At 64.2% G+C, this 13,271-nt stretch carries 10 protein-coding genes, 1 tRNA gene and 2 rRNA genes (1 of these 13 only partly in view); all 13 read left to right on the forward strand.

The annotated features are described in order from the left end of the window. A 23S ribosomal RNA gene (locus LOS78_RS08170) occupies nt 1–927 on the forward strand; it begins 1,910 nt to the left of the window's first position. A 97-nt stretch (nt 928–1,024) separates the two neighbouring features. Then, nucleotides 1,025–1,139, forward strand: a 5S ribosomal RNA gene (gene rrf, locus LOS78_RS08175). Between the two features lie 66 nt (nt 1,140–1,205). Further along, nucleotides 1,206–1,282: transfer RNA gene (locus LOS78_RS08180), tRNA-Met, on the forward strand. A gap of 331 nt (nt 1,283–1,613) precedes the next feature. Then, nucleotides 1,614–2,948, forward strand: coding sequence for an ATP-binding protein (locus LOS78_RS08185; RefSeq protein ID WP_147428532.1), 1,335 nt, complete (start codon nt 1,614–1,616; stop codon nt 2,946–2,948). Continuing rightward, nucleotides 2,945–3,934 (forward strand): HupU protein, encoded by a 990-nt coding sequence (locus tag LOS78_RS08190; protein WP_147428530.1) that lies wholly within the window; start codon nt 2,945–2,947, stop codon nt 3,932–3,934. The genes LOS78_RS08185 and LOS78_RS08190 overlap by 4 nt, the downstream gene beginning before the upstream one ends. Continuing rightward, on the forward strand, nt 3,931–5,391 hold the full coding sequence (locus LOS78_RS08195; RefSeq protein WP_152367897.1) for a nickel-dependent hydrogenase large subunit: 1,461 nt from the start codon (nt 3,931–3,933) through the stop codon (nt 5,389–5,391). Before LOS78_RS08190 ends, LOS78_RS08195 begins: the two co-directional genes overlap by 4 nt. Before the next feature lie 20 nt (nt 5,392–5,411). Further along, on the forward strand, nt 5,412–7,658 hold the full coding sequence (gene hypF / locus LOS78_RS08200; protein WP_371824719.1) for a carbamoyltransferase HypF: 2,247 nt from the start codon (nt 5,412–5,414) through the stop codon (nt 7,656–7,658). Nucleotides 7,659–7,860: 202 nt separating this feature from the next. Next, nucleotides 7,861–8,946, forward strand: coding sequence for a hydrogenase small subunit (locus tag LOS78_RS08205; RefSeq protein ID WP_147428525.1), 1,086 nt, complete (start codon nt 7,861–7,863; stop codon nt 8,944–8,946). Nucleotides 8,947–8,949: 3 nt separating this feature from the next. Continuing rightward, a complete protein-coding gene (locus tag LOS78_RS08210) occupies nt 8,950–10,743 on the forward strand; it encodes a nickel-dependent hydrogenase large subunit (RefSeq protein WP_152367895.1) in 1,794 nt (597 codons plus the stop codon). A gap of 15 nt (nt 10,744–10,758) precedes the next feature. Further along, nucleotides 10,759–11,343: a HupE/UreJ family protein gene (locus LOS78_RS08215; RefSeq protein ID WP_230377921.1), complete on the forward strand. Its 585-nt coding sequence runs from the start codon at nt 10,759–10,761 to the stop codon at nt 11,341–11,343. A 4-nt stretch (nt 11,344–11,347) separates the two neighbouring features. Further along, nucleotides 11,348–12,094 carry a Ni/Fe-hydrogenase, b-type cytochrome subunit gene (cybH, locus tag LOS78_RS08220; protein WP_152367893.1) on the forward strand — a complete coding sequence of 249 codons (747 nt, stop codon included), beginning with the start codon at nt 11,348–11,350 and terminating at the stop codon, nt 12,092–12,094. A 247-nt stretch (nt 12,095–12,341) separates the two neighbouring features. After that, complete coding sequence (locus LOS78_RS08225) at nt 12,342–12,959, forward strand: HyaD/HybD family hydrogenase maturation endopeptidase (RefSeq protein WP_028714008.1); 618 nt, start codon at nt 12,342–12,344, stop codon at nt 12,957–12,959. Further along, nucleotides 12,959–13,270: a HypC/HybG/HupF family hydrogenase formation chaperone gene (locus LOS78_RS08230; protein ID WP_011749370.1), complete on the forward strand. Its 312-nt coding sequence runs from the start codon at nt 12,959–12,961 to the stop codon at nt 13,268–13,270. Before LOS78_RS08225 ends, LOS78_RS08230 begins: the two co-directional genes overlap by 1 nt. Nucleotide 13,271 lies beyond the last annotated feature (1 nt).

Consider the following 13,271-nt stretch of genomic DNA (forward strand, 5'->3'; position numbering starts at 1 on the left):
CCTGCACGAATGGCGTAACGACTTCCCCGCTGTCTCAAATGTGGACTCAGCGAAATTGAATTGTCTGTGAAGATGCAGACTTCCCGCGGTTAGACGGAAAGACCCCATGCACCTTTACTATAGCTTCGCACTGGCATCAGGATTGCGATGTGCAGGATAGGTGGTAGGCATCGAAGCGGGGACGCCAGTTCCCGTGGAGCCATCCTTGAGATACCACCCTTCGCACTCTTGATGTCTAACCGCGGCCCGTTATCCGGGTCCGGGACCCTGCGTGGTGGGTAGTTTGACTGGGGCGGTCGCCTCCCAAAGAGTAACGGAGGCGCGCGAAGGTTGGCTCAGAGCGGTCGGAAATCGCTCGTTGAGTGCAATGGCAGAAGCCAGCCTGACTGCAAGACTGACAAGTCGAGCAGAGACGAAAGTCGGCCATAGTGATCCGGTGGTCCCGAGTGGAAGGGCCATCGCTCAACGGATAAAAGGTACGCTGGGGATAACAGGCTGATGATGCCCAAGAGTCCATATCGACGGCATCGTTTGGCACCTCGATGTCGGCTCATCTCATCCTGGGGCTGGAGCAGGTCCCAAGGGTATGGCTGTTCGCCATTTAAAGAGGTACGTGAGCTGGGTTTAGAACGTCGTGAGACAGTTCGGTCCCTATCTGCCGTGGGTGTAGGATACTTGAGAGGAGTTGCCCCTAGTACGAGAGGACCGGGGTGAACGTTCCACTGGTGGACCAGTTGTCGTGCCAACGGCAGTGCTGGGTAGCTATGAACGGACAGGATAAACGCTGAAGGCATCTAAGCGTGAAGCCCCCCTCAAAACAAGGTATCCCTTGAGAGCCGTGGAAGACCACCACGTCGATAGGCCGGAGATGTAAGCGCAGCAATGCGTTCAGTTGACCGGTACTAATGGCTCGATTGGCTTGATTTGATCCGGAAGAAGGCAGACCTTCTTCCAAAAGCATCCTTGGACAATGTCTTTCCAGGTTCCCAGAAGAACCGGAAAACGCCGATCGCTCCTTTTCCGGTCTGGTGGCCAAAGCACGAGCAAAACACCCGATCCCATCCCGAACTCGGCCGTTAAGTGCCGTCGCGCCAATGGTACTGCGTCAAAAGACGTGGGAGAGTAGGTCACCGCCAGACCTGAAAAGAAGCGATCCGTCTCTCATGAACGAAGCAGAGCGTATCAGAACGATCCGCAAAAAATGCCGCGGGGTAGAGCAGCCCGGTAGCTCGTCAGGCTCATAACCTGAAGGCCGCAGGTTCAAATCCTGCCCCCGCAACCAAAATTACTGATAGATATCAGTGCATTAGGCCTCCTTCGGGAGGTCTTTTGCATTTGAGCAAAAAACACTCCGGAAGCATATCGGAAGCAGTTGCGCGGAAACCACGTCGCAAGATCGGCGGGGTCACATTAACGTGATGGAAGTCGTCGACGGGTAATTGATGACCCCACTTCATTGAATTGATGGGTTCCTGACGCTTGATGCGTCCGCGAGAAGGCCAGCGAGCGCAGATAAGTCGTAGTCCGCCGCCCGGGTGCAGCATAGGCTTGGGATACTACCAGGCTTGACATGCAGGATGGAAAGATGCGCAAGGAGGGGAAGAGGATTGCAGATGCCACGGGCAATGGACGCAAAGGACGACAGGGCGGGTGCTGCGCTGACGGATGCGGCCTGGTCCGATGTGCTGATTGCGGTGGATCGCACCTATGCCGAGCTGATCGAACATCAGGAGCGGCTTGAGGCCCAGAACCGCGAGCTTGAGGCGCTGCGTCAGTTCCTGTCCTCGGTCATCACCTCGGTTTCCGATGTGCTGATCGTGCTGGATCGCGACGGGCGGGTGGATGAGGTCAATGCCTCGACCTGTGTCTGCACCGGGCTGCCTGTCGCGGCCCTGGTCGGCCGGAGCGTGGCGGATCTGGTGCGCGAAGAGGATCGCGCGGGTCTTTCGGCCCTGATTGCGGAGATTGCGCGCACGCGGGCGCCGGGGCGGATGGAGCTTTCGCTTGTGAGTTCGCGTGAGCCGGCCCCGGTCGAGGCGGTCCTGTCGCCGCGCCTCGATGATCGCGGCCGGATCGAGGGGCTGGTGCTGACGGGGCGTCCGGTGGGGGAATTGCGCCGCGCCTATGCCCAGCTTGAACGCAGCCATGCCGAGATGAAGGCCGCTCAGGCGCAGCTGGTCCATGGCGAGAAGCTGGCCTCATTGGGGCGTTTGCTGGCCGGGGTGGCGCATGAGCTGAACAATCCGATCAGCTTTGTCTATGCCAATGCCCATGCGCTGGAACGCTATGCCGCCAAGTTCGAGACCTATTTCGAGCGGGTTCAGGCCGGGGCAGACAGGGATGAACTGGTCCGCCTGCGGGAGGAATTGCGGCTGGACCGCGAGTTGCGCAACCTGCGCGAGGCGGTGCAGGGCGCGCGCGAGGGGGCCGAAAGAGTGCGCGATATCGTCGAGGATCTGCGCCGCCTGTCCTCGGACGGGGGCGGAGAGATGGCGGCCTTCGACCTGGTCGAGACCGCCCGCACCGCCGCCTTCTGGATCATGCGCGGGGCCGGCCACAGCACCGTGCCCGAGATCCATGCCGAAGGGCCGGTGATGGTTCTGGGGCATACGGGCCATATTCAGCAGGTGGTGATGAATCTGGTGCAGAACGCGCTGGATGCGGTTTCGGAAACCGCAGCCCCGCAGATCGCCCTGCGGATCATGCGCGAGGAAGGCCGTGGCGTGCTGGACATCCACGACAACGGTCCGGGCATCGACGAGGCGACGGCCGCGATGATCTTTGACCCGTTCTTCACCACGAAACCCGTGGGAAAAGGCACCGGACTTGGCCTGTCGATCAGCCTCAAGATCGCCGAGGATCATGGCGGCAGGCTGAGTTACAGCCCCGCCTCCGGTGGTGGCGCGCTGTTTCGGCTGGAGCTGCCGCTGGCAGGAGAGGACGCATGAACATTCTGTGGCTGCAAAGCGCCGGTTGCGGTGGCTGCACCATGTCGCTGCTGTGTGCCGAGGGGCCGAATGTCTTTGACCTGCTTGCCGGGGCGGGGCTGACCTTTCTGTGGCATCCGGCGCTGAGCCTTGAAAGCGGCGCCGAGGTGCGCGGGATTCTGGCCAGCCTTGTTTCGGGCGAGGTGCCACTGGATATTCTCTGCGTCGAGGGCGCGATCGCGCGCGGGCCGCGTGGTACCGGACGCTATCAGATCCTGTCGGGCACCGGGCGTCCGTTGCTGGACTGGTTGCGGGACCTGGCGCCGCTGGCGGCCCATGTGGTGGCGGTGGGCACCTGTGCGACCTATGGCGGCGTGACCACGGCAGGGGGCAACCCCTCGGATGCGGTGGGGGTGCAATATGACGGCGCCCATCCCGGCGGCGCCCTGCCGGCCACGTTCCGCGCCCGTGCCGGTCTGCCGGTCATCAACATCGCCGGCTGCCCGACCCATCCCGATTGGGTGACCGAGACGCTTTTGATGCTGGCGGCGGGCAGGCTGGGGGCCTCGGATCTGGATGCGCTTGGCCGGCCCCGGTTCTATGCCGATCATCTGGTCCATCATGCCTGCCCGAAGAACGAGTTCTACGAATACAAGGCCAGCGCGCGCGCATTGTCGGAAATGGGCTGCATGATGGAGCATCTGGGCTGTATCGGCACACAGGCGGTGGGCGATTGCAATATCCGGCCCTGGAATGGTCAGGGCAGTTGCACGCGCGGCGGATATCCCTGCATCAACTGCACCGCGCCGGAATTTGAAGAGCCGCGCCACCTGTTCACCGCCACGCCCAAGATCGCCGGCATTCCGGTTGGCCTGCCGACCGATATGCCCAAGGCCTGGTTCATGGCGCTGGCCTCGCTGTCCAAGGCCGCCACGCCCGAGCGGATCGCGAAGAATGCCGTGGCTGATCGTATCGTCACCCCACCGACGCTGAGAAAACCCCGATGAGCGGGGCAGGGGGCGAAACGGGGCAGGGGCAGTTGATCGTCGGTCCGTTCAACCGGGTCGAGGGCGATCTGGAGATCCGGCTGGACATCGCAGAGGGGCGGGTCAGCGCGGCGCGGATCAACTCGCCGCTTTATCGCGGGTTCGAGCGAATGCTGCCCGGCAAGGATCCGCGCGATGCGCTGACCATCGTGCCGCGGATTTGCGGCATCTGCTCGATCAGCCAGTCGGCGGCGGCGGCGCGGGCGCTGGCCATGGCGGTGGGTGAGGTTCCCGAACCGCAGGGAGAGCGGATGGCCGCGCTGATCCACGCGGTCGAGAATGTCTCGGACCATCTGATGCATTTCAACCTGTTCTTCATGCCTGATTTCACCAGACCCCAATATCAGGCGCGGGGCTGGTATGATCGGGCGGTGGCCCGGTTCACGGCGATGGAGGGATCGGCCCTGAAACGCGCGGTCGAGGCGCGGGCCGGGTTGTTGCATGTCCTTGGGCTGATGGCCGGGAAATGGCCGCATACCCTGGCGATCCAGCCCGGTGGTGTCACGCGCGCCCCGTCCGAACGCGACCGGCTGCGTATTCTGGCCAGCCTGACGGCCTTTCGCCGCTATCTGGAAGATACGGTCTTCGGGGCAGCGGTCGAGGATTTCGCGGCCCTTTCCTCGGTCCCGGCGCTGATGGGATGGCAAGGGGGCGATGCCGGCCTGTTCCTGCGCATCGCCGCCGATCTGGATCTGGCGGATCTGGGGCGCGGCTCGGGGCGCTATCTGTCCTTTGGCGCCTATCCGCTGGAGGGCGGCCACGGCTTTGCCCCCGGCATCTGGGATGGCGGGGCGCAGCCTCTCGACATCGCGGCGATCAGCGAGGATTTGTCACATAGCTGGATGCTGGGGCCTGCGGCGCATCCGGCCCAGGGTGTGACCGATCCCGACGAGGATATGCGCGACACCGCCTATAGCTGGTGCAAGGCCCCCAGACTGGCCGGGCGCACCATGGAAACCGGCGCGCTGGCCCGGCAGGTGATTGACGGTCATCCGCTGGCGCTGGATCTGGTCCGCGATGGTAACGGCGGCGGCGGGGTGCTGGCGCGGGTGGCGGGGCGTCTGCTGGAACTGGCGCGCAGTCAGATTCTGATGGAGGATCTGGCGCGCGGGATCGTGCCCGAGGCCCGCTTCATGGCCGGCCCCCTGAAAATCAGCGACGGGATCGGCGAAGGGCTGGTCGAGGCCGCGCGCGGTGCGCTTGGCCATTGGCTGAGGATCGAAGGCGGGCGGATCGCCTCGTATCAGATCGTCGCTCCGACCACCTGGAACTTCAGTCCGCGCGATGCCGGCGGCGTGCCCGGCCCGGTCGAGGCGGCGCTTGAGGGGCTTGCGGTCCAGCCGGGCGAGACGACCCCGCTCAGCGTGCAGCATGTGGTGCGCAGCTTTGACCCGTGCATGGTGTGCACGGTGCATTGAGGAAGGAGCGCCCGCCGGATATGACTTTGCCGACCATGGAACAGGGCTTCGCCATCCGGGTGCGCGGGCAGGTGCAGGGGGTCGGCTTCCGGCCCTTTGTCTGGCGGCTGGCGCGGGCGGCGGGGTTGCGCGGCGACGTTCTGAACGATGCCGAAGGGGTCCTGATCCGTCTGGTCGCGCAGGATTGCGGCGATTTCATCGCGGCCTTGCGCGCGGATGGGCCGCCTCTGGCCAGAATCGACGCGATCGAGGCCGTGCCACAGGTTTTTGCCGCGATGCCCGAGGGGTTTTCCATCGCGGCCAGCGCGGGCACAGGCGCCGAAACGCGGGTCACGCCCGATGCCGCGACCTGCCCGGAATGCCGGGCCGAGATCTTTGCGCCCGGCAGGCGGCAGGGCTATGCCTTTACCAACTGCACCCATTGCGGGCCGCGCTATACGATCCTGCGCGAACTGCCCTATGACCGGGCGCGTACCACGATGGCGGGCTTTGATCTTTGCCCCGATTGTGCCGCCGAATATGCCGATCCCGCCGACCGCCGCTTTCACGCGCAACCTATCGCCTGTCCGGCCTGCGGCCCAAACCTGTGGTATGAGGCCGGGGGAAAAGAGGTCGCGGGCGATCCGGTCGCATTGGCGGTGGCGGCGCTGAAGGCGGGGCAGGTCGTCGCGGTCAAGGGGCTGGGCGGCTTTCACCTTGCCTGCGATGCGGCCAATGCCAGGGCCGTGGCGCTGTTGCGGGCGCGCAAAAGGCGGCCGTCGAAGCCCTTTGCCCTGATGGGGACCGAGGCGATGATCCGCGCCCATGCGACGCCGTCCGAGGCTTGCTGGCGATTGTTGCGCGACCCGGCGGCGCCGGTGGTGCTGGTGCCCGCCCGGGGCACATTGCCCGAGGATGTGGCGCCGGGGATGCGCGCGCTTGGCGTCATGCTGCCCTATACGCCCCTGCATCACCTGCTGATTACCGCTTTCGGGGGGATGCTGGTGATGACCTCGGGCAATCTTTCGGGCGCCCCGCAGGTCACCGGCAATGACGAGGCGCGCAAGGCGCTGGCGCGCTTTGCCGATGGTTTCCTGATGCACAACCGCGAGATTGCGCGGCGGCTGGATGACGGGGTCGAGCGCGCCGAGCCGCCGATGGTGATCCGCCGCGCCCGTGGGCGGGTGCCGGGCACGCTGCCCTTGCCGCCGGGGTTTGACGCAGCGCCGCGGGTGCTGGCCTTTGGTGGTCAGATGAAGGCGGCGATCTGCCTGACCAAGAACGGTCAGGCGATGGTGTCGCAGCATCTGGGCGATCTGGACGATGCCGAGACCGCGCTGGAATACGACCGCACGCTGCGCGATCTGGCGGCCCTGTTCGACCATGTCCCCGAACTGGCTGCCTGCGACCCGCATCCGGGCTATCGCGCGACGGTCACCGCCGAAGGCGCAGGCCCGCCGCTGATCCGGGTCTGGCATCATCATGCGCATCTGGCCTCGTGTCTTGGCGATAATCTGTGGCCGCTGGACGGGGGCACGGTGGCCGGGATCGTGATGGACGGGCTTGGCCTTGGACCGGATGGCACGATCTGGGGCGGAGAGCTGTTGCTGGGCGATTACACCGGGTTCGAGCGCCTCGCCCATCTGGCCCCCGCCCCCCTGCCGGGCGGCGACCGCGCCAGCCGAGAGCCCTGGCGCAATGCGCTGGCCCGTCTGGATCAGGCGGGGCTTTCCGCCGTGGCGGACCGGCTGTTCCCCGACGCGCCCCGCGACCTTCTGCGGCAGGCGGTCGGTGCGGGGGTGAATGCGCCGCGATCATCCTCGGCCGGGCGGCTGTTCGATGCCTTTGCGGCGCTGGCGGGCTTTGCCGGGGCGCAGAGTTACGAGGGCGAGGCCGCGATGCGGCTGGAGGCCATGGCGCGCCCTGCTGCGCCCTATCCCTTTGACTGCCGGGATGGGATCATCGACCCCGCGCCGATGTTTCGCGCTGCCGCGGCCGATCTGGCGGCCGGGCGCGATCGGGGCGACATGGCGGGGGCCTTTCATGTCGGGCTGGCGCGTGCCTTCTGTGCGCCGGCCCGCGCGCTGGTCCAGGGCGGCCGGGCGCGGGCGGTGGCCCTGTCGGGCGGCGTGTTACAGAACGCATTCCTGTTGCGCGAATGTCTGGCGGCGCTGGACGGTCTGCCGGTCCTGCTGCATCGCCAGATCCCCGCCAATGACGGCGGGCTTGCTTTCGGTCAGGCGCTGGTTGCTGCGGCGCAGCACATGGCTGCGGCGAAAAGCTTGTAACCGGCGGGCGCGTCCTCTGGCTGAACCCTGACCATCCGGGCCACGCGGGATTTGTGGCAGTCGATTGAAAAGACGCCATAAAATGCAATTCCTCATCTGCGACATTCTGTCATTGCCCTGCGCCCCCCTGCCTTGGCATGCGTTGAAAGACCACGCGAAGGTCCGCGCTGCCGGGCCGCCAGGCTGAGAGGAGGAGGACGTCTTGTCGCAAATCGAGACTTTCTACGATGTCATGCGCCGGCAGGGGATCACCCGCCGCAGTTTCATGAAATATTGCTCGCTGACCGCGGCGGCGCTTGGCCTCGGCCCGGCCTTCGTGCCCAAAATCGCCCATGCGATGGAAACCAAGCCCCGCACGCCGGTGATCTGGGTGCATGGTCTGGAATGCACCTGCTGTTCGGAAAGCTTCATCCGCTCGGCCCATCCGCTGGCCAAGGATGTCGTGCTGTCGATGATCAGCCTTGATTATGACGACACGCTGATGGCCGCCGCCGGCCATGCCGCCGAGGCCGCCTTCGAGGACACCATCCAGAAATACAAGGGCCAGTATATCCTTGCCGTCGAGGGTAACCCGCCGCTGAACGAAGACGGGATGTATTGCATCACCGGGGGCAAGCCCTTCGTCGAAAAGCTGCGCCATGCGGCCAGGGACGCCAAGGCGATTATTTCATGGGGGGCATGCGCGTCCTATGGCTGCGTTCAGGCCGCCGCGCCGAATCCGACGCGGGCGACGCCGGTCCACAAGGTCATTCTGGACAAGCCGATCATCAAGGTGCCGGGCTGCCCGCCCATCGCCGAGGTGATGACCGGCGTCATCACCTATATGCTGACCTTCGACCGCATGCCCGAGCTTGACCGCCAGGGCCGGCCAAAGATGTTCTACAGCCAGCGCATCCACGACAAATGCTATCGCCGCCCGCATTTCGACGCCGGCCAGTTCGTCGAGCATTGGGACGATGAAAACGCCAAGAAGGGCTATTGCCTTTACAAGATGGGGTGCAAGGGCCCGACCACCTATAACGCCTGCTCGACCGTGCGCTGGAACGAGGGTGTCTCGTTCCCGATCCAGTCGGGCCATGGCTGCATCGGCTGCTCGGAAGACGGGTTCTGGGATCAGGGTTCGTTCTATGACCGGCTGACCAATATCAAGGCTTTCGGAGTCGAGGCCAATGCTGACAAGCTGGGCGGCGTTGCGGCGGGTGCGGTCGGTGGGGCCGTTGCGGTCCATGCCGCGATTTCGGCGCTGAAACGGGCGCAGAAAAAGACCCAGGACAAGGTGGAGGCCTAGGCCATGACGATCAACACGCCGAATGGCTTTACCCTCGACAATTCCGGGCGCCGGATCGTGGTGGATCCGGTCACCCGGATCGAAGGGCACATGCGCTGCGAGGTCAACGTGGACGATCAGGGGGTCATCCGCAATGCGGTCTCGACCGGCACGATGTGGCGCGGGCTGGAGGTGATCCTGAAAGGGCGCGATCCGCGTGACGCCTGGGCCTTTGTCGAACGGATCTGCGGCGTCTGCACCGGCACCCATGCGCTGACCTCGGTGCGTGCGGTCGAGGATGCGCTTGGGATCATGATCCCCGACAATGCCAATTCGATCCGCAACATGATGCAGCTGGCGCTGGAGATACACGATCATGTCGTGCATTTCTATCACCTGCATGCACTGGACTGGGTGAACCCGGTCAATGCCCTGCGCGCCGACCCCAAGGCGACCAGCGAATTGCAGCAGATGGTCTCGCCCTCGCATCCGATGTCATCGCCGGGCTATTTCCGCGATGTGCAGAACCGGCTGAAGAAATTCGTCGAATCCGGGCAGCTGGGGCTGTTCAAGAACGGCTATTGGGACAATCCGGCCTATCTTCTGCCGCCCGAAGCCGATCTGATGGCGACGACGCATTACCTGGAAGCGCTTGATCTTCAAAAGGAAATTGTCAAGGTCCACACGATCTTTGGCGGCAAGAACCCGCATCCCAACTGGCTGGTGGGCGGGGTGCCCTGTCCGATCAATATCGACGGCACCGGATCGGTCGGCGCGATCAATATGGAACGGCTGAACCTCGTTTCCTCGATCATCGACCTGTGCGACCAGTTCAACAAGAACGTCTATATTCCCGATGTGATCGCCATTGGCGGCTTTTACAAAAGCTGGCTTTACGGGGGTGGGCTGTCGTCGCAGGCGGTCATGGCCTATGGCGACATCCCCGAAAACCCGAACGATTTTTCGCCCGAGCAGCTGCACCTGCCGCGCGGCGCGATCATCAACGGCAACCTCAACGAGGTGCATGACGTCGATCCGCGCGACCCCGAGCAGGTGCAGGAATTCGTCGATCATTCCTGGTATTCCTATGGCGAGCCGGGGCGCGGCCTGCACCCCTGGGACGGGGAAACCAATCCGAAATTCGAGCTGGGGCCGAACCACAAGGGCACGAAAACCCGCATCGAACAACTGGATGAATCCGCGAAATATTCTTGGATCAAGGCGCCGCGCTGGCGGGGGCACGCGATGGAGGTCGGCCCGCTTGCGCGCTATATCGTCGGCTATGCCAAGGGGCACGAGGATATCAGGGATCAGGTCGATGGCCTGCTGAGAACCATGGATCTGCCCTTCGAGGCGCTGTTCTCGACTTTGGGGCGCACGGCGGCGCGGGCGCTGGAATCGGAATATTGCGGGCGCCTGCAGCGGCATTTCTTCGACAAGATGGTGCGGAACATCAAGAATGGCGATCAAAGCACCGCCAATGTCGAGAAATGGGACCCCTCGACATGGCCGAAAGAGGCCAAGGGTGTCGGCATGACCGAGGCGCCGCGAGGCGCGCTTGGCCACTGGATCCGCATCAAGGATGGCCGGATCGAGAATTATCAATGCGTGGTGCCGACCACCTGGAACGGCTCGCCCCGCGACAGTCAGGGCAATATCGGGGCCTTCGAGGCCAGCCTGATGAACACGCCGATGGAACGCCCGGACGAGCCGGTCGAAATCCTGCGCACGCTGCACAGTTTCGACCCCTGCCTTGCCTGCTCGACCCATGTCATGTCACCGGATGGCGACGAGCTTGCCACCGTCAAAATTCGCTGAGAAAGGGACGATCCAATGAAAAAACTGACGCTGGCCGCGCTGGCCGCACTCATGGGCTCGCCAGTTCTGGCCCATACCGGGGTCGGAGAGACCTCGGGCTTCATGGCCGGGCTCTCGCATCCGATCTTTGGGCCGGATCACCTGCTGGCAATGCTGGCGGTGGGGCTGTGGTCGGGCTTTGTCCTGCCGCATCGCTTCTGGCTGGGGGCGGCGACCTTCATGGGCGCGATGGCCGTGGGGGCGTTGATTTCTTGGGCCGGGATCCCGATTCCGATGGTGGAAACCTGGATCGTGCTGTCGGTCGTGGCGTTCGGTCTGTTGACCGCGCTTTCGCGCCGCGGGCAATCCGACCAGATCACCTTTGCCTCGCTGGCCGCGATCGCCCTGTTCGCCATGTGCCATGGCCATGCCCACGCGACCGAGGCGCATGGCAATGCGGCAGGCTATATGCTTGGCTTCCTGATCTCGACGGCGGCGCTGCATATCGTCGGCATTTTCATCGCCCGCACGATCTCGAACGCCACGGCGGCCAGAATGGTGCAGGCGGCAACCGGCACCGGGATCGCCATGGCGGGCCTTGCCCTGATGGCCGCCGGGTGATGCCATGAGCGACATCCATTCCGGCGATGATCCTGTCTTCGAGGGTCGCCCTCTGGGCGCCCCTGATCGGGCCAGCCGGCAAACCTCGGTCTATGTCTACGAGGCGCCGGTCCGCATCTGGCACTGGATCAACGCGGCCTGCATCATGGTCCTGTGCGTGACCGGCTGGCTGATCGGCAGCCCGCCGCCCTCGATGCAGATCGCCGAAGCCTATGACCAGTTTGTCTTCGGCTATATCCGCTTTGCACATTTCGCGGCCGCGATGATCCTGACGGTCGGCTTTTTCGGCCGTCTCTACTGGGCGTTGATCGGCAACCACCATGCAAAGCAGCTTTTCTATGTGCCGATCTTCTCGCGCCGGTTCTGGGCAGAGCTGCTGTTCGAGCTGCGCTGGTATTTCTTTCTGGAAAAAGAGCCAAAGAAATATGTCGGCCACAACCCGCTGGCGCAGCTTGCGATGTTTCTGTTCATGACGGTCGGTCTGACCTTCATGATCGTCACCGGATTTGCGCTGTATGCCGAAGGGGCGGGTAAGGACAGCATGTTCCATGCCGTCTTCGGCTGGGTCCAGGACCTTGTTCAGAACACCCAGCGCCTGCACACGCTGCACCATATCGGCATGTGGTGGATCGTGATCTTCATGATCATCCATATCTATGTGGCGATCCGCGAAGACATCATGTCGCGCCAGTCGATGGTCTCGACGATGATCTCGGGGCACCGCACCTTCAAGGATGATCGCCCCGACTGAACGCGGCTGGCAGCAACTGGAAGGATCGTTTCCGGTTTCAGAGCAAGGCGGCAGGTCACTTGCCGCACCATATCCAGAAATCCCGCCCGCAGTGGCGGGATTTCATTTTTATATCATCATCTTGCAAGGAATTTCGAGGGTTGCGACTTTTTGTCTCTGCTTTCGGAACTGGTGGCTATACTTTCGGCCCATAGGGGTGGGGCACATGACCGCACCGCCTGCCAGCAATGCTTCGGGGAGGGGGCAGATGCCAGCGGAAGCGCCTGCAAATATCCTTGTTCTGGGGATCGGCAATGTGCTTTGGGCCGATGAGGGCTTCGGGGTGCGCTGCGTCGAAGAGATGGCCGCGCGCCATGCCTTGCCCGAACGGGTGAGGCTGCTTGATGGCGGCACGCAGGGGCTGTATCTGCTGCCCTTTCTGGAAGAAGCCGATGCGCTGATCGTCTTTGACGCGGTGGATTACGGACTGCCCCCCGGCACGCTGAAGCTGGTCGAAGGGGCAGAGGTTCCGGCCTTTCTGGGCGCCAAAAAAATGAGCCTGCACCAGACCGGCTTTCAAGAGGTGATCGCCACCGCCCAGCTGCTGGGGCGTTGCCCGGCGCAGCTGATGCTGATTGGCTGCCAGCCGGTCGAACTGGAGGATTACGGAGGAGGGCTCCGCCCCGAAGTGGCCGCGCAGATCGACCCTGCCATCGGGATTGCGCTGGCGAAGCTGGCCGAATGGGGCGTTCAGGCCGGCGAGGGTGCGACCTCGGGCCAGCTTGCGGATCCGGCGATCCGGCGCGAGGCCTATGAGACGGGCCGCCCCGCCGCCTCTGATGCCTGCCGCGAGGGCGATGCGCGCTTTTTCCCGGGGGCCGGCTGATGTGCATGGGCATCCCGATGCGGCTGGCGCAGGTCGACGGCATCGCCGGGCAAAGCGAGGGCGGCGATCTGATCGACCTCAGCCTGACCGCCGATGCGCAAGCCGGCGACTGGGTGCTGACCTTCCTCGGCACGGCGCATGAGGTGATCGACGCTGACCGCGCCGCACGGATCGCGGCGGCATTGCAGGGGTTACGGGCGGTCATGGCGGGGGGCGACGCTTCGGGCGCCTTTGCCGATCTCGAGGGTCGCACCCCGGCGCTTCCGTCCCATCTTCAGGCGGCGCTGGCCGCAGGCCGCAAAACGGGTTGAC

Source organism: Paracoccus sp. MA (genome assembly GCF_020990385.1).
In the GTDB taxonomy this organism is placed as follows: Bacteria; Pseudomonadota; Alphaproteobacteria; order Rhodobacterales; family Rhodobacteraceae; genus Paracoccus.

What these genes read in the sequence shown, in the direction of transcription:
- LOS78_RS08185 (WP_147428532.1), top strand. Translation starts at nt 1,614, where the DNA reads ATGCCACGGGCAATGGACGCAAAGGACGACAGGGCGGGTGCTGCGCTG.
- LOS78_RS08190 (WP_147428530.1), top strand. Translation starts at nt 2,945, where the DNA reads ATGAACATTCTGTGGCTGCAAAGCGCCGGTTGCGGTGGCTGCACCATG.
- LOS78_RS08195 (WP_152367897.1), top strand. Translation starts at nt 3,931, where the DNA reads ATGAGCGGGGCAGGGGGCGAAACGGGGCAGGGGCAGTTGATCGTCGGT.
- hypF (WP_371824719.1), top strand. Translation starts at nt 5,412, where the DNA reads ATGACTTTGCCGACCATGGAACAGGGCTTCGCCATCCGGGTGCGCGGG.
- LOS78_RS08210 (WP_152367895.1), top strand. Translation starts at nt 8,950, where the DNA reads ATGACGATCAACACGCCGAATGGCTTTACCCTCGACAATTCCGGGCGC.
- LOS78_RS08215 (WP_230377921.1), top strand. Translation starts at nt 10,759, where the DNA reads ATGAAAAAACTGACGCTGGCCGCGCTGGCCGCACTCATGGGCTCGCCA.
- cybH (WP_152367893.1), top strand. Translation starts at nt 11,348, where the DNA reads ATGAGCGACATCCATTCCGGCGATGATCCTGTCTTCGAGGGTCGCCCT.
- LOS78_RS08225 (WP_028714008.1), top strand. Translation starts at nt 12,342, where the DNA reads ATGCCAGCGGAAGCGCCTGCAAATATCCTTGTTCTGGGGATCGGCAAT.
- LOS78_RS08230 (WP_011749370.1), top strand. Translation starts at nt 12,959, where the DNA reads ATGTGCATGGGCATCCCGATGCGGCTGGCGCAGGTCGACGGCATCGCC.